The organism is Marinobacter confluentis, from assembly GCF_004785685.1.
In the GTDB taxonomy this organism is placed as follows: Bacteria; Pseudomonadota; Gammaproteobacteria; order Pseudomonadales; family Oleiphilaceae; genus Marinobacter; species Marinobacter confluentis.
Genome location: NZ_SRPF01000002.1, coordinates 232,184 through 256,749, shown reverse-complemented (window position 1 = coordinate 256,749; position 24,566 = coordinate 232,184). Strand labels below are relative to the sequence as shown.

Genomic DNA, 24,566 nt, shown 5'->3' with positions numbered 1-24,566 from the left:
ACCGATGAAGGCAGTAATCTTGGCAGGCGGCATGGGTACGCGTCTGAGTGAAGAAACCAGTATACGTCCGAAGCCAATGGTCGAGATCGGCGGTAAGCCCATTCTTTGGCATATTATGAAGATGTATTCAATGCACGGTGTCAATGACTTTGTGATCTGTTGTGGCTACAAGGGTTACGTTATAAAAGAGTACTTCGCCAATTATTTTCTGCACATGTCTGATGTCACCTTTAATATGCGTGACAATAAAATGGAAGTACACAATAAAAGGGCTGAGCCCTGGAACGTTACATTGGTTGATACTGGTGAGGATTCTATGACGGGCGGGCGTTTGCGCCGCGTCGCCAAATATGTCAAGGACGAAAAAGCTTTTTGTTTTACCTATGGTGATGGTGTGGGTGACATTAATATCGGTGACACACTTCGTTTTCACAACGAACATGGCAAGGCCGCGACTCTTACTGCAACCTATCCGCCGGGTCGTTTCGGAGCAATGGATATCGAAAAACACCAGGTAATGAGCTTTAAAGAAAAGCCTAAAGGCGATGGTGCCATGATAAATTGCGGATTTTTCGTGTTATCGCCAAAGGTACTTGATTACTTGAGAGACGATTCCAGCGTATGGGAACAGGCCCCACTGATGAATCTGGCGGAAGATGGTGAACTCATGGCATATGAGCACCATGGTTTCTGGCAACCCATGGATACTTTGCGAGACAAACACCTGCTTGAAGAGCTTTGGGAAAGCGGCAGGGCTCCCTGGCAAAACTGGGAATAAGCAAATGGTTTCATCGGTTAATGCCGCTTTTTGGCGCGGTAAAAAGGTGTTTGTAACCGGACACACAGGCTTTAAAGGCAGTTGGTTATCGCTGTGGCTTCAAAGCATGGGAGCCCAAGTTAAGGGGTTTGCACTCGAGCCCCCCACCGCACCCGCACTGTTTAACGAGGCTAAGGTGGCTGAGGGTATGGAATCAGAAATTGGCGACATCCGCGATCTCGCAGCAGTTTCAAATGCTATGAAAGCTTTTAATCCTGACATCCTGTTTCACATGGCTGCGCAACCTCTGGTGCGTTTTTCTTATCGGGAGCCAGTTGAAACATACAGTACCAACGTGATGGGAACCGTGCATGTGCTTGAAGCGGCGCGTCACTGCCCAAGTCTTGAAGCGATCGTTAACGTTACCACTGACAAGTGCTATGAAAACCGCGAATGGATTTGGGGATATAGGGAACATGAAGCGATGGGCGGGCATGACCCATACAGCAACAGCAAAGGTTGCTCTGAACTGGTGACGGCTGCTTATAGAAACTCATTTTTTAACAAACCAGACTCAGCCTCAGTAGCTTCGGCACGTGCCGGCAACGTCATTGGCGGTGGAGACTGGGCAGATGATCGTCTGATTCCCGATATCCTTAGAGCTTTCGAGCGAGGCCAGCCAGTTGTCATTCGGAACCCTTCTGCAGTTCGGCCTTGGCAGCATGTTTTGGAACCACTCAGTGGATATCTAGTGCTAGCCGAAAAACTGTACACAGAAGGACAAGCTTTTGCTGAAGGCTGGAATTTTGGCCCAAAGGATGAAGATGTTCAGCCTGTAGAATGGATACTAGGCCACATGGTTAAGCATTGGGGAGAGGGAGCCAGTTGGCAGTTGGACGAGGGCCCGCAACCCCATGAAGCTCAGTTGTTGAAGTTGGACGTATCTAAAGCCAACTGCATTCTGGAGTGGCAGCCGCGCTGGCCGCTGGCTAAAGCATTAGAGATGATCGTCGAATGGCATCAGTGGTGGCTCGGCCAAGGCGATGCGCGCCAAATAACACTGGATCAGATAGAACAGTACCAAGCTCATTGAGCCAAACACTCACGTCAAAGAATGTAATGCAGGCGACCCATGACACTCGAAAGCATTCGGGAAGAAATAAACACACTCGTTGAGAAGTACGCTGCCAAAGCCTTGGCGCCCAAGACTTTCGTACCAGGCGAGTCGGCAATCCCACCTTCTGGTAAAGTGATTGGTGCGCGAGAGTTGCAGCTGATGGTTAACGCTTCGCTTGATGGTTGGCTGACCACAGGCCGATTCAATAAGGAGTTCGAGCAAAAACTTGCTGAATTTATTGGTGTGGATCACTTGATAACCGTTAACTCGGGTTCCTCAGCTAACTTAGTTGCTTTTAGTACTTTAACGTCTTCAAAGCTCGGCGAGCGGGCTATTAAAAAGGGTGATGAGGTCATCGGTGTTGCAGCGGGGTTCCCCACGACGGTTAACCCGATAGTTCAGTTTGGAGCAGTACCGGTCTTCGTAGACGTTGAGGGTAAAACTCATAATATTGATGCTGACCTTATTGAAAATGCGATCACGCCAAAAACCAAAGCGATTATGCTTGCCCACACTTTGGGTAACCCGTTCAACCTCACCAAAGTGAAGGCGCTGTGTAAAAAGTACAACCTTTGGTTGGTCGAAGACTGTTGCGATGCCCTGGGTGCAACCTTTGCTGGGCAAATGGTAGGCACCTGGGGCGATATTGCTACGCTGAGCTTTTATCCAGCGCACCATATTACAATGGGAGAAGGTGGAGCTGTATTCACCAATAACCCCCAGTTAAAAATGATTGCTGAGTCATTTCGCGATTGGGGCCGTGACTGCTATTGTGCGCCTGGCTGCGATAACACCTGTGGCAATCGTTTCGGCCAGCAATTCGGCACCTTACCGCACGGGTATGATCACAAGTATGTTTACGCGCACCTCGGATACAATCTGAAAATTACCGACATGCAGGCAGCTTGCGGTTTGGCACAGCTGGATCGAGCGCCTGAGTTCATTGCTACCCGAAGGCGGAATTTCAAGCTACTCAAAGAAAGACTTGCGAGCCTGGGCGACTTCCTCGAAGTCGCTGAAGCAACCCCCAATAGCGAACCCTCATGGTTTGGATTCCCTGTCACAGTGAAAGAAAGCGCCGGCGTAAAGCGTGTGGACCTTCTCAAGTTTCTTGACCAACACAAGATCGGCACGCGTTTGCTGTTTGCAGGTAACCTAACTCGCCAGCCTTATTTCCAGAATCTGGAATACCGTGTGGTCGGGAACCTGATCAATACCGACCGCACCATGAACCAAACATTCTGGCTGGGCTTGCAGCCGTCGTTAGGTCAGGAGCACTTTGATTTTGTGGGCGAGAAGCTGGAAGAGTTTTTCGGGGTCAATTTTTAGGTGCCCCATGAACAAAATAATTGATGAGGATTTGCAAAACATTATCGGTGCAGATCTGCCCTGGGGTAAGTTGTCCGGTTCAAAGATAGTGGTAACAGGAGCGGGAGGGTTCCTCGGTGGGTATCTAGTTCGTAGTCTTTTGCGACTGAATCAGTCTGGTAAGTTGGGCAGGCCGATTCGGGTTATTGCTGTCGTGAGAAATATCGATCTGGCAAAGCAGAGTCTGTTCGATTGTCTTGATGTGCCGGATCTTGAGTTCTTTGAGTGGGATCTTAACCAGATCGCAGTACCTAACATCTCCGGTTGTAACTATGTCATTCATGCGGCGAGTTTGGCCAGTCCTCGGTTCTATTCAACTAACCCGGTGGACACGTTGCTCCCAAACAGCGTTGGTACAGCTGCACTACTTCAGCTCCTCACAAACAGTTCGGATCCCCGGGGTTTTCTTTTCGTTAGTAGTAGTGAAGTGTACGGGAAGGTGCCCGACAACAGCGTCCTTCAAGAAGGAGATTACGGCGTACTTGACCCTGCGACCGTAAGAAGCTGTTACGCAGAAAGCAAGAGGCTCGGCGAGACGCTCTGCGTTTCTTGGAGTCAACAATACAAAATACCGACTTTTATTGTTCGTCCTTTTCATACTTATGGCCCTGGATTGCAGCCAAACGATGGGAGGGTCTTTGCCGACTTCGCTTTCAATATTATTCGGGGAGAAAATATAGTCATGAATAGCGACGGTACGGCCAGACGAGCATTTTGTTACGTCACTGATGCTGTGATTGGCTTTTTTACTGTTCTTTTAAAGGGAGTTTGCGGTAATCCATATAACGTTGCTAATCCGGAAGGTGAGTTATCAGTCAGGGAGTTGGCTGATCTCCTAGTCACTCTTTATCCTGATAAAAAGCTTGAAGTCGAAATGCGTTCGCAGCAGTCTAACTATCTAAAAAGTACCTTCAATCGTCTGATCCCTGATATCGCTAATTTATCCAGGATAGGGTGGAAGCCCTTAGTGGCTCCTGAGATGGGATTTCGTAGAATGATAGAGAGCTATTCTAGCAATGAGTAACCTTAAAATATTAAAAAAATTATATAAAAGCGGAGGCATAAAAAAGCCGGACTATATCCAGCAGGCATCCAGCATGCATCAGATACTTTTCGATTATTCGGATTTCATCAAGGAAACCGACATTCGCGAGATCAATATCTCGAACGAAGGTGTGATTTTTGATATTGGGGACGATCGAATCAAAATGATCGCTCCGCGGGATGAAAACCGTGTAGCTCCCATAGAAATACTAAATTTTGATAGCTATGAGCCAACTGAATCCAAAATAATGGATGCTCTATCAGCCAAGGCAAGTTCTATTCTCGATGTTGGCGCAAATATTGGCTGGTTCTCATTGCGCTTCGCCAAACAAGCTCCTGAGGCTCACATTTACGCGTTTGAGCCTATTCCCAAAAGCTTTACTTTTCTTCTATCTAATGTTTCGTTAAATCAACTCGGCTCACGAATTAGTTGTTTTAATTACGGGTTGTCTGATACTAGTGGTAGCGTTGATTTTTATGTTGCGCCTACGAGCAACACAAATGCGTCCCTGAAAAATGTGGCGGCGGATGCGAATGCGAAGCCAGTTAAGTCCTTGATACTGACGCTAGATGATTGGTGCGCGAATTATTCGGTTGCTCCTGACGTTATAAAGTGTGATGTTGAAGGAGCAGAGCTTTTGGTCTTTCGTGGAGGAGAGAAAACGATAGAGCGCTACACACCGATAATTTTTACAGAGTTATTACGAAAATGGTCTAAATCATTTTCCTATCACCCAAATGACCTTTTGGATTATTTTGATAATCTTGGGTATAGCTGCTTCGCCATATCTGGATCCGGATGTAGAATTCTAGGAAAAATTTCTGATAAAACGTCAGAAACAAATTATATATTCCTTCATAAAGAAAAGCATTCCAAACAAATTCAGTTTGTAGAAAACTTTCATGAAAATTGACACTATTGAGCTTGCCCGAAGAATTCGTATCCAATCACTTAAGATGGTGAATAAAGCACGGGCATCCCACATCGGTAGTGCTTTATCAATCAGTGATATTATTGCAGTTTTATATGGTGAAGTGATGCGGGTTGACCCATCGACGCCACAGTGGGATGAAAGAGACCGGTTTTTGCTGAGTAAAGGTCATGCTTGTGTTGCGGTTTATTCCGTCCTGGCAGAGTTAGGTTACATTTGCAAAGAAGAGCTTCTAACCTACGGAGACGATTGGTCGCCGATGATGAATCACATCAGCCACAAAGTACCAGGTGTGGAGTTTTCAACAGGGTCTCTCGGCCATGGGCTTCCATTTGGCGTGGGCAAGGCATTAGCCGCGAAAAGGAAGGGTATGGCTTGGAAAACTTATGTTTTGCTGAGTGACGGTGAACTGGACGAGGGCTCGAATTGGGAAGCTTTGATGTTTGCCGCTCATCATAAGCTGGATAATCTTGTCGCAATCATCGACTACAATAAGATTCAGAGCCTTAGTAGCGTTCACGACACCTTAGCCCTCGAGCCTCTGACTGACAAATTTTCTGCTTTTGGTTGGCAAGTGTCAGAGGTTGATGGCCATGATCATTTCCAGCTCGTTACGGCGTTTGACGCCGAGAGCCCAAAAGGGGTGCCAAAGATTATTATCGCTCACACCATTAAAGGCAAAGGTGTCAGTTTTATGGAGAACAGCGTGCTTTGGCACTACCGACCGCCTAGCGATGAGCAGTTAGGACAAGCTTTAAAGGAATTAGCTAATGCGTGATGCCTTTATTGATGAGCTTATACAGCTAGCCCGAATTAATCCGCAAATCGCACTCGTTGTAGGCGACCTCGGTTACGGCGTTGTTGAACCATTTGCAGAGGAGTTTCCCGATCGATTTATTAATGCGGGAGTCGCCGAACAGAACATGACCGGACTGGCCGCCGGAATGGCCTCGGAGGGGTATCATGTTTTCACCTACTCCATTGCGAACTTCCCCAGCTTTCGCTGTGCAGAACAAATCCGAAATGATGTGGATTATCACAATTTATCGGTAACTGTTGTCGCGGTCGGTGGCGGGTTGGCCTACGGGGCTCTGGGATACTCACACCACGCGATTCAGGATTACGGGCTGTTTAGGTGTTTGCCCAATATGTTGATTGCAGCTCCGGGCGATCCTCTTGAAGTGCGGGCATGCCTGCGCTATTTAATTGAAAACCCACAGCCTTCGTATCTTCGCCTGGGCAAAGCAGGTGAAAGGTCGTTTCACGAAAAGGTGCCCGACGTCGTGCCAGGGAAATGGCTTCATGTTGCTGGAGCATTGGAATCTGGTCGTAATGTGCTTCTAAGCACCGGGGCGACTCTAGCCATTGCGATGGATCGTTGGCAGGCTTCAACGGACCCGGATTTTTCAGTGAACTCATTGCCGCTATGGGGGATGGCCGCCAAACCCATGCAGAATGAGCAGATAGCTGATTGTTCTGCGGTGAATACCATAGAAGACCACTTGTATGACTGTGGGTTTGGTTCGTGGTTGTTGGAAGCAGCTTCATGCCACTCAGGCCTCACGGGGCGGATTATTGTTGAAGCTTTGAATCGCGAAGTTTGCGGAAGTGTAGGTAGCCAAAACGCACTCAATATCCTAGGCGGAATCGGGCCCAAATAGCTGCAATTAAAAGTGAAATATTTGATAAAAGATTAAACCTATGATCGATATTTTGTTGCCCACCTACAATAGATCAAGCTTCCTAATAAAGAATTTGAGGCATTTGAATAATCTCATACAAGATGAGGGATTGGAAAAATATATAAAAGTTATAGTATCTGATAATGCATCTTGTGACGACACCGTGGAGCGCATGAGAGAGTTCGAAAAATCCATTGACTACCAATTGGAATTCTATGTTCAAGAAGAAAATATAGGTGGTGAAAAAAATTGCATATATTTGCTCAGTAAATCAAAAGCCGACTACGTAATGTATCTTGGAGATGACGATTTTATCCCGGCTGGATACTTGAGCTTTGTGTTGAATGTGATAAAAACTGAAAAAGCACTCTGTGTAATACCTGGATTTTCCAATATTTTAATGGATGGAAAAATAGTACCAAAAAGGGCTGCAACCTTCGCTGTCAAAAAATATGAGCCTGGATTCAAGACTGTTTGTGAGCTTTCAAGATTTGGTCATCAGTTGAGTGGTTTGGTTGTCGCGAGAAGTTCTTTGTATGATAAGTACATAAAAAATCCAAAGCATCACAACATATATCCGTTTATTTTCTTTTTGACAGACTGTATGTTGCGAGGTTTTACATTTTACGCACCAAAGTATCAGGTATTAGTGAGTCAGGGGAATATTAAAGATTGGAGTTATAATTCGTCAGGTCTTATAAGTGATGTTTTCAAAAATTATGAGATTGCTTTCCCAAATGATAAGCCTAAAAGGCTTGCGGCAAGCTTAGCTTTTGCTCAAGCACAACCTTGGCGACTTGGAATCGGTAAGAATCCAATTAATACAGCAAAGGCATTTATAGGTATAGTCAGTTCTAGCGAAATCGATTTCGAGCTAAAGTTCCGTTTAATTTTTCTATATCCTCGAATCTACAGTTCAGTGATCAGGAAGGTTTTTAATCAATCGCGCGACCGTTACAGTCTCTAGTGAAAACTAGGCCACTATATAAAGCAATTTTCAAGAGCATGCTCGGACGCTATGCATCGTATCTTGTTAGCTTGTTTTCTATGATGATTTTGGCAAGAATTTTCACGCCAGACATTTTTGGTACTGTTGCAGCCATAATGGTTTTTTTCACCTTCTTCCAACTAATGGCTGAAGCAGGCCTTGGGCCTGCGATAATAAATATTAATCGATTGGAGTCTGCTGATCGGGACGGCCTCTTTGGATTAACATTATTTATTGGATTTGTATTAGCATTATTATTTTTACTTCTTGGTCCAATTTTTGTGGCATTTTACGAAATGCCCCGTGTTGATAAAGTTGTGCCTTATATTGCAGTTAGCCTGCTTTTCTTTGCTGGCAGCATTATTCCCACAGCGTTTTTACTGCGTGAACAAGCCTTCTTTCGTATTGCAAATGTCGGCATAGCGGCGGAAATAATCAGTACGAGCTTTACAATTGGGTTGGTACAGTTGGTTGATCCGCTGCACGCTCTGGCAGCCAAGGCTACCGTAAACGCTGTAGCCCGTTTTTTTATAAGCTGGTATTTTTCGATTAATACAGAATTCGGCAGCCCAATGCCGGGAAGGAAGTTCTCGGCCATCAAGCCATTGTTGGGGTTTTGTGGATACCAGTTTGGCTTCAATTTCATAAATTATTTTTCACGTAATCTCGACAATATTTTGATTGGAAAATATCTGGGAGCGGAGCTGCTTGGAGCATATGATAAATCATACCAATTAATGAGATACCCGTTAATGCTTTTAACCTCTGCCATGACACCAGCGGTACAGCCGGTTATCCGAAAATACTCTGGCGATCCGGTCCAAGTAGAGTCAATACATCGTGACTTTACATTCAAGTTGTCGCTTGTAGGTGCTGTTGCGGGGTTGGCCATGTTTGCGCTCGCGGATTGGCTTGTATTGATTATTCTCGGGAATCAATGGTTAGGAGTTATTCCAATAATTCAGATACTTGCAATAGCGATTCCGGCTCAAGTGGTACTGTCAACTTGTGGAAGTTTTTTTCAAGCGATGAACAGCGCACGCACACTGTTTTTGAGCGGTGCATTCTCTGCGGTGTTTACGGTTGGCGCTATTGTAATAGGTATCCTTTATCGAAACATTGAAATACTATGCTGGTGTTTAGTGGGAGCGTTTCATATCAATTTTGTTCAAGCATACTATTATATGTATAAAAAAGTATTTAAGGCGCCTTTATATTTACATCTAATAAATATGATACCCGCGTCTATTGTGGTCGTGGGTATGATTGGTTGGTCGCTGTGGATAATTAATTAGTGATATTATATCCTTATACCGTCGTGCGGCTGTCGCACTTTGAGCCAGAGATTGCTTTGAGATATGGCCTCTTGAACTCGGCAGTGGATTTTTTTCGCATTGGTCATAGAACGATCAGGTCTAGGAGCGTTGATCTGTGAAGTATTCTTTACGAACTTCGTTTTAGCGTTAAAGATCTCGTTCGCTCAACTAACTATTGGATTTGCTCATGGAATTGCCTTCGCTAGTTCCCAAAATCTTAAAACTTGCCGACTCCGCCAGTAAGAAAGTCCTAAAAATCTACACCACCGACTTCAAAGTCAACTACAAATCAGACGAATCCCCCATTACCGCCGCAGACCTCGCCAGCCATCAAATTATCGTCGACGGCCTCAAAGAGCTCACGCCGGATATCCCTGTTTTATCAGAAGAAGGCTCCGATATTCCGTGGGAAGAACGCAGTAAATGGCAGCGCTTCTGGTTAATCGACCCGATCGACGGCACCAAGGACTTCACCCAACGCACAGGTGAATTCACCGTTAACATTGCTTTGATCGAAGCTGGCGAGCCGGTGCTCGGCGTCGTCACTGCACCCGCATTGAAAGAGGCCTACTGGGGTTCAAAGGGCGAGGGCGCATTCAAGCGTGACTCGGACGGTAATATCCAGAGGATCACAGTCGCTGAGCCGGGCGACACGGTACGTGTGGTCGCCAGCAAGAATCACCTCAATGATGACACCAAGGCTTTCATCGCCAAATTCGAATCCCGGGAACTCGTTCAGGCAGGCAGTTCGCTCAAGTTCTGTCGAATCGCAGAAGGCCATGCGGATATCTACCCCAGGTTGGGGCCGACCTGTGAGTGGGATACGGGCGCCGCACATGCGGTTCTGTCGGCCGCGGGTGGCAAGGTTGAAACCCTTGACGGAGCGCCACTTAAATATGGAAAACAGGATGTTCTGAATCCCTTTTTCGTGGCCTCGGGCGCCTGGTATCGTCGAAGGGTTCAGGGATAAACGCAGCAAGGCGTGATCCATGTCTCTGTGCCTTGGGGTTACATATCCCCTTAAGGTCGTTATACTTTGCATTGCTCAGGAAGGGCGCGCACATAAAAGCCATCTGGATCTTCAAGGACCGAAGACATGCCCCAGGCAAGTGGACTGCAGTTCACCGCCACCATTGGCGGACTCCCCCGGGATTTTTTCAGCGTCGTCGGCTTCGAGCTGACCGAAAGCCTGTCGAGACTGTTTCATGGCCGGCTGGACCTGGCCAGTACCTTTTCCGACATTTCTGCGTCTGACGTACTGGAACAACCGGTTGACCTGGTGGTCTGGCAGCACGGCGAACCTTTGCGCCGCTTCACCGGCGTGGTCAACGAATTCGCCCGGGGCGACACCGGCCACCGCCGTACCCGCTATGAAGTCATTATCCAGCCGCCGCTGTGGCGTTTAGGACTGATGCACAACAGCCGCATTTTCCAGACCCAGACCACCGACGCCATTGTCAAAACCCTGCTGGAAGAGCGGGGCATCATCGACACCACCTTCGATCTGAAACGGGTTCCCGAAGAGCGGGAATACTGCGTCCAGCATCGGGAAAGCGATCTCTCGTTTCTGGAAAGATTGGCTTGTGAAGAAGGCTGGCACTACCGATACAGCCACGGCGACGTCAACGGCGAAGAACAACCCCAGCTGATCATCGCCGACCACCACGGCGATGCCCCAAGGCTTCCGGCCTCTGAATACAACGCCAAAGCCGGCGGCAGCACCCAGCAACCCGCCATCTTCCGTTTCAGCTATCAGGAACGGGTCAGAGCCGCCTCCGTGGCCATGAAGGACTACACCTTCAAGAACCCCGCCTACGCCCTGATGCACGAACACCAGGCCGATAAGTTGGACGCCCAGCGGGAAGACTATCAGCACTACGACTACCCCGGCCGATTCAAAGCCGACGCCAGCGGTCAGCCCTTTACCGAATCCCGGCTGGAAGGATTACGAAACGACGCCAGCACCGCCAAAGGCAAAAGCAACCGCCCGGATTTCACCCCCGGCGCCAAGACCGAACTCACCGAACACGACAACGACACCCTGAACCGGGAATGGCTGTTCACCAGCATTACCCACAAAGGCGAACAGCCCCAGGCTCTGGAAGAAGAGGGGGGCAGTGGCCCCACCACCTATCACAACGACTTCCAGGCCATCCCCGCTGACCGAACTTGGCGGCCAAACCCTAACACCATCAATCGCCCACTCATGGACGGCCCCCAGATCGCCATCGTCACCGGCCCGGACGGGGAAGAGATTCACTGCGATGAACATGGAAGAGTCAAAGTAAGATTCCCTTGGGACAGATACTCCAAAAATGATGAACACTCCAGCGCCTGGCTAAGAGTTAGTCAGGGCTGGGCCGGCGGCCAGTATGGATTCATGGCTCTACCCAGAATCGGCCACGAAGTCATCGTGTCCTTCCTGGACGGCGACCCGGATCAGCCGATCATCACGGGCAGAACCTATCACGCCACCAACACACCACCCTACGCGCTGCCGGAACACAAAACCCGTACCACCTTAAAAACCCAGACCCACAAGGGCGAGGGCAGTAACGAACTGAGATTCGAAGACGAAGCCGACAAACAACAGATCTACGTCCACGCCCAGAAAGACCTGGACCTGCTGACCGAGAACAACCGCACCGAAGTCATCAAAAACGACAGCCACCGCACGGTGGAGAACAACGACTTCAGCCACATCAAAGGCAACCAGCACAGCACGGTGGATGGCGAAAAGCGGGAACAGACAGGCAAAGACCAGAGCTTCAACGTCACCGGCACCCTTCACCTGAAAGCAGGTACCGCCTGGCTCAGTGACTCTGGTACCGAACTGCACATCAAGGCAGGCCAGAAAGCCGTCATCGAAGCCGGTGCGGAAATCACCCTGAAAGCCGGCGGTAGTTTCGTGAAGATTGATCCCAGTGGTGTCGCTATGGGTGGGGCGGCTATCAAGTTGAATGCGGGTGGTTCGCCGGGTAAGGGGAGCGGGCAGAAGGTGCAGATGGCGGAGATGCCTGGGTTGGTCAAGAAAGACGTTGGTGCATCTGAGTCCGAACCGTTTGAGGGCGTTGATCAGCGATCGGATTCAGGCCCGGCGCCGATCACTGCCGAGGCGCTTCTGATCGCTGCGTCTGAAAGGACACCCGCTCAGCAGCTTTGTCATAAAAAACGCGATGGATCCTGTGATGTTATCGACTGCCCCTGCACTCAATAAGTCAGAGTCGTGGATCGACTTTGAGGAAGCGCTCAATCAGTCTGGCGTCTCTTTGCAGGACAGCTGTTTAATGATCGTTGACGCCTCAAGATACGACAACACGGAAGTTTTGAGAACTATTTATAGTCTTGATCAACAGCCGGATTGGTTCTGGTTATTCAGCGAAACGCCTTTTGAAGAGCACAAGGAGGCGGGTCCGCTAGTTGTCAGGACAGATTTTAATAGCGTACTGGCCCAACAAGCCGTATCTACCTGGGGATCAGATGAAGCGCTGGTCTTGCTGGCACTGCGGCAGGAGAAAGAACACGCGTTAACGGGCATAAGAAACAGTTTGATGGTTCGTTTCGAAACATACGGACCATGTTTTTTGCGGCCGTACGACAGCAGATTTTTGGAAGTTCTGAATGCCTGTTTGCCCGAAGAGATTGGTGGGCTGGTAAGTAATGGAGGGGTCCTGATCTGGTCGATAAATAACAAGAATCGGGTTCATTGGTCGAGCGCAAGAGGTTTGGTTCATGAAGCAAAGGGTTTGCGGGCGAACCAGTCCCAGTCTTTTGAGCGACTACTCACATGGGTGAGCGGTTGGCCCCGATGCTTGGTAGTTGCCGCTGAACTTAAAGCCTCACAACGACTCCCATTGATGATTCGCGAATTATGGTCCGCTGGCCATTCATGCCCTTCGTCGGATCACGAGCTGGAAACCTTGTTGAAAAGCGTGGAGCCGGATTTTCACGAACAAATTGAAAAGGATTTTGTTAATGTCAGGCGTTAAGCAACCCTCCTGCAAACCCTCTCGCAGGTTTTGGCTTGAGTTGGCGGGTGAGCAATCGCTCGATGGACATAACTATTGTTTACAGAACCACGAAGCGGAACAACCCTCCTTTGAGCCATTGGAACCTTGTCCAGTAAACCGTGGACGAATGGGCCCCATTTTGGCCGGCCCTGCTGATGCACCTGAAGAGCGGTCTCTGGTTCTAGAGCTGCATGGCGATGAAACAGTCGTTGTACCTTTGCTAGAGCGGAAGGTGATCGCACCTGAAGCGCTTTTGCCACCACAAAGGAATTATCAGAATAGCCTCATGGTGGCAGTGCATCCCACACTGTTTTGTGATGTGGGTGAATTAAGCTATCCACGGCCACTAACCGGTTATCGGGAGAGTATTGCAGCACCATTGCGGACTGGATGGATCTACGTCTTCTTTCGTGGCCAGTTATGGCGAGAACTCTCCGTCACAACCGCCGAAGATTCGGCGCCATTGATGCGGGATACAAACCTCGGCAAATGCCGGCAGGGGCCTGAAAAAAACAGAAGCCAAAGACTTCCTGTTGGGCCGGACGCCGATACGTTGCACATACCCGCCAAATTGCTGGGCCAAGACGTATACAATGATGTGGAACTCGCATTCAGCGATACTCAATGGTCCTGGCAGCACATCGAAGCGCTGCAATCCAACAGTGTCCTTCGCGCCAGTCGGTGCAGGAACGCAGGTGCAGTGAAAGGATTCCTGAACCGAATACCGGGTACCATGTTTCCCGACTGGCATCTGGTTGACGAACTTGAGCCCATGCGTGCCCGCGATAACCCGCTTGAGCGCGACATATTTATGCTTAATCAATGGCTGCGTGATGTTGATGGCGGCGAAACCCGAAAAATCCAGAACGAAGTTGTTGCACAGCGAGATGCCATTGAATCGGGTGACTCGGTGGTTGATGCGGATATGGGGATCTATCCGCAGACAATACTGCCACGTTGGCGTCATCAGCATTTGGTCGGCAAAGCATTACCGGAGGTAAGGCCTGGCACGGACGTATTCAGAGGCCTACGGGACAGGTGCCTGTTAACACTGACCCTCCGTGACCCCCTATTTGCCGCCAGACAACTCGCGAACCATATCAACCAGGCTCTTATATTAATGTTTGAGCTGGTAAATAACATCAGCGCGCGCGCCCATGGCAATACTGCCGAACTGTTCCATAACAACTTCCGCCGAGAAACTCTGCCAGATGGCAGTCCGAATCCTCTGTATATCGAAGGAAGTTGGTTTGATACCCGATTGGATGACAGTGAAGACGGCCTGTTGCTGCGAACCTTGTATGAGGTTGAACGAAAAGCCTTAAGGCACTTTCTGGTGGAGGCGCAAGGGGCGCTGGTTCGACTGCTCGATGATACCCGAAGACCCGAAAACCTGACCGAGGTGCTACGCGACCTCTTCAACCTGGAAGCAGGTGATGATATCGCCGGCTATGTCCAGACCGGGCCTCTGCTCGCTGCATTGAGCGTGACGGTGGGGCGGATGGATCCGTTGGTCCTGCCGCAACAGGCGGGCAGAATGAGTGCTTTTGGCGCTGAAGAGCTGAATGAAGCCCTGCTACTGGGGGCTCACCCATTGACCGCGCAGCTGCTTCCTCTTAATGCGCTGGATGACACTTTGCCCGGCGATGCAACGGGCGCAAAGCTTCAGAAAATGGTTGCGGCGCTTAAGGACCGTAAGCATGAATTGAGGACGTTAGAAGGCAATTTCCTGCGCAGTGTCAGTGGCCACATGGCCGAAACAGGCGAGCTTGTCGCCGAAGAGCATGCTCACGATACCCGCTTCGGGGCACATGCTTTTTCTACACCGTTCAGTGAAATAAGCCAGTGGTGGCTTGGTGGTTTTCAAGAACAGCTGGAAAAGCAGGGTGCTGTCCTCGAATTTAAAGCCAGTCAGGTAATCGGGGCCTTTGAGGGCTTCGTTGAGGCTGCCATCCCTGGGAAGACCACATTAGAACTGCAGGGCGAGGATGGAAAGAAATTCGTATTTCTCAGCGTTGTAGACGATGCCGGGAACACTCTGACCTCAGGCGCAGCCATGGCAACAGCGCTGAAGTTGGCTGAAGTGGAGGGCTTTGAGGCGGCGGCCAAACAAAGACCCGTCCAGAGCTGGCTGTATGGACGAGTTGTTAGCCCAATGGGAGTGCCCGGCCTGCTGGTTATGTTGGATTTGTGGAATTTATGGAGTGCTTTCAGGTATTCCGGTGAGACCTACCGATACGGGGTAGGTTTGGCCAGCGCAGGTTTGGATTTGGCTGTGAGCACTGGCTTCTTTGTTTCGTCTCTTCCGAATCGATCTGAAGGACTGGACAACTTGGTCGGTAGATTGAGCAAGAACGCACAATGGTTCTCGGAACTTTCGAACGGTATTAATTCCTCAGCCGAAGAAGCTGAAGACGTTGTCCGTAGCAAATTGGGGGCTGCCGGCTGGATAGCCGGTAATATGACAGCCGCCATATTTACATGGGATGCAATAGCTCATGGATTAGACGGTCGCATGAAATTGGCCGGCACGGATTTAACTAAAGCCGCAGGCTTGGGCGTTATGGCCAACTCGGACATCATCGCGGGTCGTTATTTGACCCCTACAGGCAAGAAGTTCCTGCAGCGTTCGGGCGTCCAGGCTTTAGTCCAGGCAATTGATAGTCGGTTAGCAGGTTCGGGCTTCGCTTCAAAATGGGTCCGAGGAACTCTCGCCTGGGGCGGCAGAGTCACTGCGGGCTGGGTAACGTTACTGGGGTTCTGTCTATACGGTACAGGCGAATGGCTGTATTCCAAGGTCAAAGACGATGAAGTGAGTAAGTGGCTGCGGGCAGGGCCTTTTTCGGGGGATCTGGACGAACAGAATGAGGAACTGAAAAAAGACGATGCGGCATACCTGGGCCTGATCCGAGCAATGATGCCCATTTCACTGATCCGCATAACAGGCAATGAACTATCTGCGGCGCTTCAGAAAACGGGTATGCAAATGTGGGAAGGAAATGCGGAGTCTTTATTTGTATTCAGCACTCCGGCATTCACGGTGACGGGTGAACCACTCAACATGGAATGGACATTGGCGTACGAGCGAAGCCTTGACCGCCCCAGCCGTGATCCTGGGGGCAGGGTTCGGGTGGCTCACGAGACTGGAAACATCACGCTGACGCATGACCGGAAGCAGAGCGAGTCCGCCATCCAAAAAGGGCTCATTCAGCCCATTGATCACAGTTTTGACGGCGAGCAAACCGCCTGTTTCGTGATCAGTGAGTCGCAGTTCAGAACGCCAATGCTGCCAGCGGAAGGAAGTCTCGAGTCTGTTTACACCCGCTACTGGATTAAAAGCCTTAAGTTGACCTACGAGGTATCTGTTTGGAATCGCACCAAAAAAGAAGCAAAACCTCGCGAAATTACTCAAGAATTCACCAATCTGGAAATTGAGATCGATAATGTCCTCAACCGATCCGCATACAGGCCGTCTTAAGGCATCGACATACGCCCCCGGAGCGTATTGCCGTGACGCGATCCCGCAGCAGCAGGCGCTGGAAACCCGGGATGGTTTTACCCGAGCTGTCGGTGGTACCGACTATCTGGAACGGCTGCCCTGGGGGGACTATGCCTACCTGGATATTCACGTCCGTCCGAATTACCTCAGCAACTATCAGGAAAGGCTAGCGTCCGGAAAGCGATACATGGCGGGGGGTGCCTGGACCCATCATCAAAAGCCAAAGGACCTCATGAAGATGCGCTGGAGATTGTTGTTGGCCATTCCAGGCGCTTTTGCGGATTATGGAATGCTGAAGTTGTTTTTAGCATGTGCGCTTTTGGCGGATATTGCATCCCATATAAAATTTGGAACGTTCAATGGAACTTACTTGGTGGCGATTGTCTTTGGTCTCCACTTATTTTGCCGCTACCCTCTTACCTGGTTAGTAGGGCGTTATGGACATCTCCTCACCAAAGACCGAGGCTGCGGCTTCTTCCGCACTACCGGCATCGTAAAATTTCGAACCTGGAAAGAAGAAACCTTTGAAGCGCCGTTCGTTGAGTTTGACCCCTACATCTCGTTTCATGTCAGCCCCAAGGGGCCGGTGACCCATAAGCTGGAGCTCTACCACCGGTACACGGGGTGGAGTACGGTTGTGGCCTCAACCGGCCACCTCACCACCACCGAACTCTACGCCCACTGGGATGAGCTTCAACGCTACATGGATGTCAGCCAGCCCTTACCCGATGTGCCTACCTTGGAACCTTATCGCCACCTGGATCCGACCACGGCCGAATACGACGCTGCCGGTAAGCGCGGCCGCCCAGCGGATTACTGGGCAACGATGGATATCGAGTGGTGGGAAAAGGAGGGCTACCCGGCGCATATGGAAAAGATCCGAAACTTCCCTTGGAAGACCCTTAAAGACCGCATGGCCCAGAGCGTGCCCAACCTTAATGACGGCTCATACATCCCAGCGGTCGGGTACCAGACATTTTTATGACGACAATGAGTCCGCCGGAAGGCGATCACGAATCTGGTGAAGTCCCTGCTTATCGCTCCGATGCCATTCCGGTATTACCGCCCGGCGCTCGTCGCACCACTCAGGACGGCCAGATATTGGCATTAAGCCCGGCACCCGTGGCAACCGGAGAGCGGGCAGTGGATGCTAACTCCTGGATCCGGCGGAAAACCGAGGGGTGGTTGGATCTACAGGGTGGTAACCTTTTATTCAGTGCCGAATTTGCGTTGATGTTTCTGAGCTTGAGCATCCTGTCTACAGGATTTTTAGGGTTTGGACTAATGTTAGCGCTAGGCCCTGACTCAAACGGAAACTGGGATTGGGGTTCCCCTCTCTACATATTTGTAGGAAACCTCATGGTTTCATTACCTTGGGGACTCTATCTGTATTTCGTCAGCAATAATGCGCTTAAGGAAAGTCCACCGATTCGGTTAAACCGACAACGCCGGGAGGTCGCAGTTCCTCGCTGGACGGACGGTGAGAAGCTCAAGTTACCATTTTGGAACACAAATGCAGGCTTGATTGCGTATATTTTGCTGATACTCACAATTGTTTATCTTTCCTCCGCCGTGACCCAAGGCAATTCATCTGATCAATATCGCGACATGTTGGTGTTTTGGGGATTGGTTGTTCTCGGTGTTGAAATTACGGTGATTGCTCTTTATCTCTTCATCGCACTGCGCCTAAAGAAAAAACACGCCCCCCGCCTCATCTACGAAATTCACCCCTGGGAAAAACTCGTCGCGTACATCGAAACCCAGCAGAACATCGGCCCCAGTTTGATGACTACCAATACCTTCCTCACTCTGGCTATACCCAAGCCTGATGACCCGGAATCAGCACTTGCAGCGGCGAAAATCAACGTGGGTCATGAGACCGCAGGCCTGGCCCAGTGGGAGTGCATTCGCCGGTTCATGGAAGACGGGCCCGAGGCTTGTCCAGACCCAAGGAACGATGACACGCTGGCTCACATCATCACCGAGCGCCGTATCAAGACCCTGGCACTGCGCGGGCTGCCTGAGGAATTGAAGGCCTCGTCGGAACCATTGCCAGAAGCACAGTGGGCCAAACCGTCTGAAGAACTCCGGGCCATCAACGAACAGCTCATCCGAGCTTACGAGGGCGGCCTGCGATTCACCCGCGTGGGGCCGCTTTCCAAGTGGCAAGAGGCGCCCAAGGAAAAGAGGCAAAAGAAGCAGGCCAAGGGCCGTTTCCGCGCCTGAGTTTCATCTCAACAAAAGGAAATAGTGATGTCAGAAAACCGCGATTACCTCGAACTGTCCTTCCGGTCCATTCAGTGCTTTACCGACGACGGAAAGCTCGATGAAAAGGAGTTGGGGGAGCTTGTCCGTATTGCTGAGCGGGATGGTGTGATCGATGAAAACGAGATCCGCGTTCTTCGAAACATCATTTCACGTATCAAACCAGAAGAGATTGATGACGCGATGAAGCACCGGCTGTCGGAGGTAGAGCGAAAGCTGGCCAATGCCTGATCGGGTCTGCCCCCAGGATAAAGGATTATCTGTTATGCGTTGTTTTGTTTTATCGCTAGCGGTTTTTGCTGGCTGGGTTTTCTCCGCAGTTGCTCATTCGGAACCCCCGGCGCTTGCCCTCGCGGGCGTATACGAAAAAGGCGTCAACCTCGAAAACTACTACGTCAGCGAAAAGCTGGACGGCGTTCGCGCTTATTGGGATGGGGAGCAGTTCTGGTCCCGGGGTGGCAATATCTATCGTGCGCCGGAATGGTTCACGGAAGATTTCCCGGATACCAGGATGGACGGTGAACTCTGGATGGGGCGTGGCCGGTTTGCGGAGCTTTCCGGTGCGGTTCGGCGTCAGGATCCGGTTGATGAGAGTTGGCGGCAGATTCGGTTCATGGTGTTCGATTTGCCGGGTGTTGATCAGCCTTTTGCAGATCGCGTTGCAGCCATGAAGCAGCTGCTGGTGCCGTCGCCGTCTCCCTATCTGGCAATGGTGGCGCAAAAGCCAGCCGAACAGCACGAAACGCTGATGGCGGCGCTTGATCAGATTGTGGAGCAGGGCGGTGAGGGTTTAATGCTCAGGCGTGGAGACAGCCTGCCGCACGCTGGCCGTTCCGACGATCTGCTAAAAGTGAAAAAGTACCAGGACGACGAAGCCGTCGTCGTCGCGCACCTGCCGGGCGAGGGCAAGTTTGCGGGCATGCTCGGATCCATTCGCGTGGAGCGGCCAGACGGGCGACAATTCAATATTGGAACCGGCTTCAGTGACGCTGAGCGCAAAGCTCCACCGCCGGTTGGTGCGGTGGTTACCTATAAACACTACGGTTTCACTTCAACAGGCTTGCCAAGGTTCGCCAGCTTTCTTCGAGTGAGGGCGGATGAGCCCGAAGCGGCCAGTCTTATGAAGGATTAAAGCCGCAGTCGCACAAGTTGACACCAACCTCCGTATCGCTAAACTATGCCGTCTTCATGGACAGAAGACATCACTGGATTATCAGGAGCAATGGAATGGAATCCCCTGCAAAACGTCAACTGACGATTGTTGACCTGCCTTACCGTATTGAAAATTTCCCCCTAATAGAAAAACTGAAATCCCGCCAGAAAACCGGTGAGTTTTTTAATGTGGCCGGCATTGTCATCGCCATCATCGGTGGCCTGATTTTTATCGCTGGGCCCAGTTCTATCCGGGTTGGCTGGGATGGCCCGTCACTCTGGGAAATTCTGCTGCTGAATCCCGGCATCATTCTATCGCTTGGTGTGATGTGCATGTTTATCGCTGGCCACATCGTGCCGCCGGTTCTTCAGGAAATCGATACCTTTATCGCCGATAACTTCACCCTGATTGACGATGAGGGTAACTCGTCGCTGGAAGGCGTAATTCAAGGTGAGATCGAAGCCGATGGCGACCTGAATCTGATCTTTGTGCCCACGATTGACAGGGCCATGGCCGAGCAGGGCGTGTGATGACAAAGCCGGACCCTGCAAGGCTTCGCAAGGCACTGGAGCAGAACGATAAAAAAGAGCTGCTGAACGTCTGGGCTGACCAGCCGTTTCTGGCCCTTTTTGGCCAGGATCAGGACGGCGTCGAGCGCCCGATTTCCGTATTCCTTGGAAGTTACCTGGCCATCGTTATGGTTCTGGATGAGGACAAAGAGCAGCATCTCATTGATTCTGTGAAAGCCGACCCTGACGTGAAAACCTTCGTCAGAAAAGTGCCGCTTTCAGAGCTGGCGCGCCTGGCTTACTCCGACGGCGCTACCCTGGCACTGACGGGCGAAAGCATACTCTTCCACCACTCGTCTCTGGTGCTGCTCGGTTATACAGCGCTGCTGGAGAACGAAAAGGGCCAAACGACCTACTGCAAGATTAAAACCTTCCCTCTGGAAGGGAGTGCCAATATGGATCTTGCCCCGGGCTGCGTTCAGCGGTGGACCTTCACGTCCGACAGTTCAGAAGAAAGAACCCCCAGGGTGATCTTCGATGATTCGCTGGATTGGCAATCCAACCCTTATCTTCCAGCACTACCGGACGACGCCGTGCCGGCTTCGGGGCTGACGGCCCAGGAACGTGCGGTGTTTGATCGCAGGGCGAAGCCGAGTCTTGATGATGTTCCCGCACCGCTGGATGTTATCGATGATGGAACCTGGCCCGCGCCCAGCCCCTTATTGCCTGAAGACTACCTGACAGGGCCCAGGCAGATACATGCGATGCTGGAGGCATTTCTGTTTCCGATTGCCAAGCGGCTCAAACTCAGTGTTCAGGCAGATGATGAGAAGTCAGTCCGGTTTGAGATCCAGTATCTGGACGAGGTTGAAACTGCATCTGGCGCCAGCATCACCCCATTGACGCTCTATAGTGAAAGCCTGGCGCCTGAAGAGCTGGCCGCCTTGCCGTTTTCGCTGCCTGCTGACCCTGGTCTTCATCCGTTTCCGTCAGCCCTGAAAGCCCTGTTCAAGCGGCATCTGGCCTGGTGCCTGTTCGCCGAATCCCGTCAGATTGATGGCAGCTTCAGTTTCATTGCAGGCCCCCTCAGAAACCTGCTGTCGGCCCTGCCGGATAACAGTGATACCCGCTTCGTGTGTAACCCCGAAGACCAACGTTTTCCCTATCTGGCGCGGTTCAGGAGCGAGGGGCAGGAGGTCCCGGTTCTGGTGCTTGGCATGCAGGGTGATCAATGTGTCTGCAACCCGCTTGAAGACCAGGTGTTAAATGATGAAATGACCCTGTGGAAGCTATCCGGTGCGTTTGTCTTGCCAGTCAGCGGCCTGGATTGCCCGGCGCATTGGTACACCGGTGTCAGGTTGTCGGCCCGCTATATGCTGTCAGATGCCCGCAAGGCGGTCTCAATGTTGGGCCTTGTGATGAGGAACCAGAAGGCGGCCTGAATCAGCACTCAAGCTGGCGATCGCGACGTTCCAGAAACCAGATAAAGGACTGGCTTACCAGCCACGCCACAAGCAGGTAGATTTCGCTCAGCAGGAATACCCTCATTGTGCCCATGATCAGGTTGGTCATGCCGAAGAACAGGGTGGCGAAGATGAATAGGCCCAGCAGAGAGCCATCCATTGCTTTGCGCTGGATGTGGTCTGCCAATGAGCCGCACTGCCAATGCGGAATGCGCGAGATGTCGTCTTCTTCCAGTTCGGCCACGGCACGGGTGTAGGTCTGCAAATGCCAGCCGGAATCCAGGGGCGTTTTCAGATCCAGTCGGTCTCCCTCGGCGTTACTGTATAGCTCCAGCGCCAGCGATGTGGATTCGCCGGAATTCAGGTGCGTAATCCGCCTCTGGCTCAGGTCGAGCGCATACATATGGCGGCCTGTGCCAGTCACCGCCGTAAAACCTGCCAGAGCCAGCCAGATCGCCAGCCATATTCCCAGAACCAGTACCAGGTTGTTCTGATCCCATGGGCTGCTCAGCCAGGGCGCCACAAGGCCGTAACAGAATACGGCCACCACCGGAAACCAGTGAACCAGCAGACTGGTCAGCGCGCTGCTGTTTCCCGCCAGAATATAGTGATTGTCTTTTTGCGGTCGGGGCAGCCGCTTCAGATTACTGATGGGGTCGACGGGCGTTTCTGCAGCCTCAGCGTTGGTGGTCGTCATGATTTAAAGATTCCTTTCAATGGGCATGAACACCAGATGAAAGGGCATGCCCTCGCTCATCCGTTGGGTGTTGTTCTGTCGGCTTTCCGGTGCCTTGTCTGAAATGGCGAGTGCATAGTCGGTGCGGTTGGCGTACATCATCTCCAGCATAAACATGGGCTCGCCGGGTGGCCGGGCACTCTGCCATGAGCGCGTTGAGGGCACGGGGCGAATCAGCCCCTTCGCAAATTCTGGCAGCCTGCCATGTTCCTCAAGGCTTTTTACCAGTGCGCCGGCCCCTGTTAATGAGCCTTTCTGCAGCAGCAACTGGCCATCCTTGCGTAAACCCACCAGCCCATCCGGCCAGTTCTGGTCCCGCCAGTGTTGAAGCTGGGCCAGGGGCAGTTTTTCGGTTGTGAGAATGGCTTCCCAAACCGCGTTCAGCTGCTCAATGCGTTGTTCTGAGAGCACAATAAACGCTTCCTCAAAGGGCCCTGACGGCGACCCCTCATGCCTGTCCAGTGGCAAAAGGACACGCCCCTGATGTTTCAGTGCATTCCGGCGGGCTTCCTGTAAAGACAGGCCGCCATACCGCGTCCCCAGCCTGTTTACAGACACCATTTGCCCGGTTTCCCAGCCATCATCGGCATGCGTCCAGGAAGTGACAATGAGTAAATCCACCATGCGCAGTTTTTCCATCTGCGTGGTTTCACAGCGCACCAGAAATCGATGAGTGGACCTGCTGACCATGGCAGGCACTGGTTTGCTGCAGTTTTCAGGCTCCAGCCCGATGTTTTCGTGGGTCAACTCCATGTCGTGATTGGGCGCCAGCCAGCGCAGGCTTTCCGGAGATTCGGTCAGCGTCTGTTGCAGTTCAGCGGCCAGAGCCAGGGTTCTGGTTTCAGCCAGAACCGGGGTGGCGAAAAGACTGCCGATGATCAGCACCAACCAGAGTCCGGCACGGCAGGGATTTGGGTTACGCATCTTCCTCAGCTCCTTGCCGACTGCATGGTCTTCCGGGCCGTGGCACCAAAGCCACCGCGTTGAGTGGTGCCGGTATAAGTCTTGTTGCCGGATGACGCCAGTTGGGATCGGGCCATGGTCACTGAACCGCGCATAGTCTGATTGCCCAGGTACTGACCATTCGCAGCCACGTAGTGCCAGAAAAACGGGATGTGGCTGTGGTGGGAATAGCTACTACTGCCGCTTTCTCCGCCGTCATGAAGGGTGCTGTCTGCAATGCCGTATACCGGTTGCAGCTGTTTTTCACCCAGGGATTCAGGTGCCGGGAAGTCCCCCTGATAGGCGCTACGAAGTACGGATTCGTCTACCAGAAAACTCTTAAAGGGCGGTCGGAAGTGGCCGTTGTCCGTGGTTTCACAGGTGGACAGGTTGTCTGCGCTGCACCAGCCGTCAGCGCAGGCCAGGTCACCGGTTACATGGTCGAAGTCAGCGGAACACTGGGCAAGTGAGGTGTACTCCGGTGCCATATCCGCATGGCGGCTTTCGGCCTCGGTGCTAAGGGCTTCGCAATAGGCAAGGGAGGAGCTCAGTGCCGAATGGCAGGCCCGTACGTCCTGGAAAACACGAACGCTGGTGTGGAGTGGGTCAAGGCCCAGCACTGCAAAGGGGGTTGCGCCCATCAGTACCAGAGTTGCCGCCTGAGTGCGCTTCTGCCGCCGGGTTCGCCTGGGCAGGTTGTGATGGGGCAGATCATGCTGAATCCCGTCCTGGGTGGCCATGGAGTATCCTTCTCCGTCGTCCGTTTGATGCGCGAATTTATAGCA

At 51.4% G+C, this 24,566-nt stretch carries 22 protein-coding genes; 19 read left to right on the top strand and 3 right to left on the bottom strand.

The genetic code is table 11. From position 1 onward, the window contains the following. Positions 1 to 4: 4 nt before the first annotated feature. The 19 genes from rfbF to E5Q11_RS06555 all read left to right on the top strand — a co-directional run bounded on the left by rfbF (position 5) and on the right by E5Q11_RS06555 (position 22,082). Positions 5 to 778, top strand: a complete 774-nt coding sequence (gene rfbF / locus E5Q11_RS06645) for a glucose-1-phosphate cytidylyltransferase (protein ID WP_135802634.1) — start codon at positions 5 to 7, stop codon at positions 776 to 778. A gap of 4 nt (positions 779 to 782) precedes the next feature. Then, positions 783 to 1,850, top strand: a complete 1,068-nt coding sequence (rfbG, locus tag E5Q11_RS06640) for a CDP-glucose 4,6-dehydratase (protein ID WP_135802633.1) — start codon at positions 783 to 785, stop codon at positions 1,848 to 1,850. Positions 1,851 to 1,889: 39 nt separating this feature from the next. Further along, complete coding sequence (gene rfbH / locus E5Q11_RS06635) at positions 1,890 to 3,203, top strand: lipopolysaccharide biosynthesis protein RfbH (RefSeq protein WP_135802632.1); 1,314 nt, start codon at positions 1,890 to 1,892, stop codon at positions 3,201 to 3,203. Between the two features lie 7 nt (positions 3,204 to 3,210). Beyond that, entirely contained in the window at positions 3,211 to 4,266 is a 1,056-nt protein-coding gene (locus E5Q11_RS06630) for an NAD-dependent epimerase/dehydratase family protein (protein ID WP_135802631.1), read from the top strand. After that, positions 4,259 to 5,200, top strand: a complete 942-nt coding sequence (locus E5Q11_RS06625) for an FkbM family methyltransferase (RefSeq protein WP_135802630.1) — start codon at positions 4,259 to 4,261, stop codon at positions 5,198 to 5,200. Before E5Q11_RS06630 ends, E5Q11_RS06625 begins: the two co-directional genes overlap by 8 nt. Then, a complete protein-coding gene (locus tag E5Q11_RS06620) occupies positions 5,190 to 5,996 on the top strand; it encodes a transketolase (RefSeq protein ID WP_135802629.1) in 807 nt (268 codons plus the stop codon). Before E5Q11_RS06625 ends, E5Q11_RS06620 begins: the two co-directional genes overlap by 11 nt. Next, the gene (locus E5Q11_RS06615; protein WP_135802628.1) at positions 5,989 to 6,879 is read left to right on the top strand and encodes a transketolase family protein; all 891 of its coding nucleotides are present in this window, start codon (positions 5,989 to 5,991) and stop codon (positions 6,877 to 6,879) included. The genes E5Q11_RS06620 and E5Q11_RS06615 overlap by 8 nt, the downstream gene beginning before the upstream one ends. A 40-nt stretch (positions 6,880 to 6,919) precedes the next feature. Then, entirely contained in the window at positions 6,920 to 7,867 is a 948-nt protein-coding gene (locus E5Q11_RS06610) for a glycosyltransferase family 2 protein (protein ID WP_135802627.1), read from the top strand. Then, positions 7,867 to 9,183, top strand: coding sequence for a lipopolysaccharide biosynthesis protein (locus tag E5Q11_RS06605; protein ID WP_225314861.1), 1,317 nt, complete (start codon positions 7,867 to 7,869; stop codon positions 9,181 to 9,183). Before E5Q11_RS06610 ends, E5Q11_RS06605 begins: the two co-directional genes overlap by 1 nt. Before the next feature lie 208 nt (positions 9,184 to 9,391). Beyond that, the gene (cysQ, locus tag E5Q11_RS06600; protein ID WP_135802625.1) at positions 9,392 to 10,174 is read left to right on the top strand and encodes a 3'(2'),5'-bisphosphate nucleotidase CysQ; all 783 of its coding nucleotides are present in this window, start codon (positions 9,392 to 9,394) and stop codon (positions 10,172 to 10,174) included. A 126-nt stretch (positions 10,175 to 10,300) separates the two neighbouring features. Beyond that, on the top strand, positions 10,301 to 12,421 hold the full coding sequence (locus E5Q11_RS06595) for a type VI secretion system Vgr family protein (RefSeq protein ID WP_135802624.1): 2,121 nt from the start codon (positions 10,301 to 10,303) through the stop codon (positions 12,419 to 12,421). Positions 12,422 to 12,491: 70 nt separating this feature from the next. Continuing rightward, positions 12,492 to 13,193 (top strand): DUF4123 domain-containing protein, encoded by a 702-nt coding sequence (locus E5Q11_RS06590; RefSeq protein WP_191964420.1) that lies wholly within the window; start codon positions 12,492 to 12,494, stop codon positions 13,191 to 13,193. After that, entirely contained in the window at positions 13,180 to 16,692 is a 3,513-nt protein-coding gene (locus E5Q11_RS06585; RefSeq protein WP_135802622.1) for a hypothetical protein, read from the top strand. The genes E5Q11_RS06590 and E5Q11_RS06585 overlap by 14 nt, the downstream gene beginning before the upstream one ends. Then, positions 16,658 to 17,698: a hypothetical protein gene (locus tag E5Q11_RS06580; RefSeq protein WP_135802621.1), complete on the top strand. Its 1,041-nt coding sequence runs from the start codon at positions 16,658 to 16,660 to the stop codon at positions 17,696 to 17,698. Before E5Q11_RS06585 ends, E5Q11_RS06580 begins: the two co-directional genes overlap by 35 nt. Next, positions 17,695 to 18,939: a hypothetical protein gene (locus E5Q11_RS06575; protein WP_135802620.1), complete on the top strand. Its 1,245-nt coding sequence runs from the start codon at positions 17,695 to 17,697 to the stop codon at positions 18,937 to 18,939. The genes E5Q11_RS06580 and E5Q11_RS06575 overlap by 4 nt, the downstream gene beginning before the upstream one ends. 27 nt (positions 18,940 to 18,966) lie before the next feature. Beyond that, positions 18,967 to 19,209, top strand: a complete 243-nt coding sequence (locus E5Q11_RS06570; RefSeq protein WP_135802619.1) for a hypothetical protein — start codon at positions 18,967 to 18,969, stop codon at positions 19,207 to 19,209. A gap of 34 nt (positions 19,210 to 19,243) precedes the next feature. After that, complete coding sequence (locus tag E5Q11_RS06565; protein ID WP_135802618.1) at positions 19,244 to 20,110, top strand: DNA ligase; 867 nt, start codon at positions 19,244 to 19,246, stop codon at positions 20,108 to 20,110. A 95-nt stretch (positions 20,111 to 20,205) separates the two neighbouring features. Then, entirely contained in the window at positions 20,206 to 20,661 is a 456-nt protein-coding gene (locus tag E5Q11_RS06560; RefSeq protein WP_135802617.1) for a hypothetical protein, read from the top strand. Beyond that, complete coding sequence (locus E5Q11_RS06555; protein WP_135802616.1) at positions 20,661 to 22,082, top strand: hypothetical protein; 1,422 nt, start codon at positions 20,661 to 20,663, stop codon at positions 22,080 to 22,082. The genes E5Q11_RS06560 and E5Q11_RS06555 overlap by 1 nt, the downstream gene beginning before the upstream one ends. A gap of 1 nt (position 22,083) precedes the next feature. On the opposite strand, the gene E5Q11_RS06550 is transcribed toward E5Q11_RS06555, so the two are convergent. Genes E5Q11_RS06550 through E5Q11_RS06540 form a run of 3 tightly spaced genes read right to left on the bottom strand, consistent with a single transcriptional unit; the run spans position 22,084 to position 24,521 of the window. Beyond that, a complete protein-coding gene (locus tag E5Q11_RS06550; RefSeq protein ID WP_135802615.1) occupies positions 22,084 to 22,800 on the bottom strand; it encodes a hypothetical protein in 717 nt (238 codons plus the stop codon). A 3-nt stretch (positions 22,801 to 22,803) separates the two neighbouring features. Next, a complete protein-coding gene (locus E5Q11_RS06545) occupies positions 22,804 to 23,763 on the bottom strand; it encodes a hypothetical protein (protein ID WP_135802614.1) in 960 nt (319 codons plus the stop codon). Between the two features lie 5 nt (positions 23,764 to 23,768). Continuing rightward, positions 23,769 to 24,521 (bottom strand): DUF1190 domain-containing protein, encoded by a 753-nt coding sequence (locus tag E5Q11_RS06540; RefSeq protein ID WP_135802613.1) that lies wholly within the window; start codon positions 24,519 to 24,521, stop codon positions 23,769 to 23,771. Between the last annotated feature and the right edge of the window lie 45 nt (positions 24,522 to 24,566).

Bases quoted from the DNA above. Each gene is read 5' to 3' on its own strand.
- rfbF (WP_135802634.1), top strand. From the start codon at position 5: ATGAAGGCAGTAATCTTGGCAGGCGGCATGGGTACGCGTCTGAGTGAA.
- E5Q11_RS06625 (WP_135802630.1), top strand. From the start codon at position 4,259: ATGAGTAACCTTAAAATATTAAAAAAATTATATAAAAGCGGAGGCATA.
- rfbH (WP_135802632.1), top strand. From the start codon at position 1,890: ATGACACTCGAAAGCATTCGGGAAGAAATAAACACACTCGTTGAGAAG.
- E5Q11_RS06580 (WP_135802621.1), top strand. From the start codon at position 16,658: ATGTCCTCAACCGATCCGCATACAGGCCGTCTTAAGGCATCGACATAC.
- E5Q11_RS06610 (WP_135802627.1), top strand. From the start codon at position 6,920: ATGATCGATATTTTGTTGCCCACCTACAATAGATCAAGCTTCCTAATA.
- E5Q11_RS06560 (WP_135802617.1), top strand. From the start codon at position 20,206: ATGGAATCCCCTGCAAAACGTCAACTGACGATTGTTGACCTGCCTTAC.
- E5Q11_RS06630 (WP_135802631.1), top strand. From the start codon at position 3,211: ATGAACAAAATAATTGATGAGGATTTGCAAAACATTATCGGTGCAGAT.
- E5Q11_RS06570 (WP_135802619.1), top strand. From the start codon at position 18,967: ATGTCAGAAAACCGCGATTACCTCGAACTGTCCTTCCGGTCCATTCAG.
- E5Q11_RS06555 (WP_135802616.1), top strand. From the start codon at position 20,661: ATGACAAAGCCGGACCCTGCAAGGCTTCGCAAGGCACTGGAGCAGAAC.
- E5Q11_RS06550 (WP_135802615.1), bottom strand. From the start codon at position 22,800: ATGACGACCACCAACGCTGAGGCTGCAGAAACGCCCGTCGACCCCATC.
- E5Q11_RS06585 (WP_135802622.1), top strand. From the start codon at position 13,180: ATGTCAGGCGTTAAGCAACCCTCCTGCAAACCCTCTCGCAGGTTTTGG.
- E5Q11_RS06545 (WP_135802614.1), bottom strand. From the start codon at position 23,763: ATGCGTAACCCAAATCCCTGCCGTGCCGGACTCTGGTTGGTGCTGATC.
- E5Q11_RS06575 (WP_135802620.1), top strand. From the start codon at position 17,695: ATGACGACAATGAGTCCGCCGGAAGGCGATCACGAATCTGGTGAAGTC.
- E5Q11_RS06565 (WP_135802618.1), top strand. From the start codon at position 19,244: ATGCGTTGTTTTGTTTTATCGCTAGCGGTTTTTGCTGGCTGGGTTTTC.
- E5Q11_RS06540 (WP_135802613.1), bottom strand. From the start codon at position 24,521: ATGGCCACCCAGGACGGGATTCAGCATGATCTGCCCCATCACAACCTG.
- E5Q11_RS06595 (WP_135802624.1), top strand. From the start codon at position 10,301: ATGCCCCAGGCAAGTGGACTGCAGTTCACCGCCACCATTGGCGGACTC.
- E5Q11_RS06590 (WP_191964420.1), top strand. From the start codon at position 12,492: ATGATCGTTGACGCCTCAAGATACGACAACACGGAAGTTTTGAGAACT.
- E5Q11_RS06615 (WP_135802628.1), top strand. From the start codon at position 5,989: ATGCGTGATGCCTTTATTGATGAGCTTATACAGCTAGCCCGAATTAAT.
- rfbG (WP_135802633.1), top strand. From the start codon at position 783: ATGGTTTCATCGGTTAATGCCGCTTTTTGGCGCGGTAAAAAGGTGTTT.
- cysQ (WP_135802625.1), top strand. From the start codon at position 9,392: ATGGAATTGCCTTCGCTAGTTCCCAAAATCTTAAAACTTGCCGACTCC.
- E5Q11_RS06620 (WP_135802629.1), top strand. From the start codon at position 5,190: ATGAAAATTGACACTATTGAGCTTGCCCGAAGAATTCGTATCCAATCA.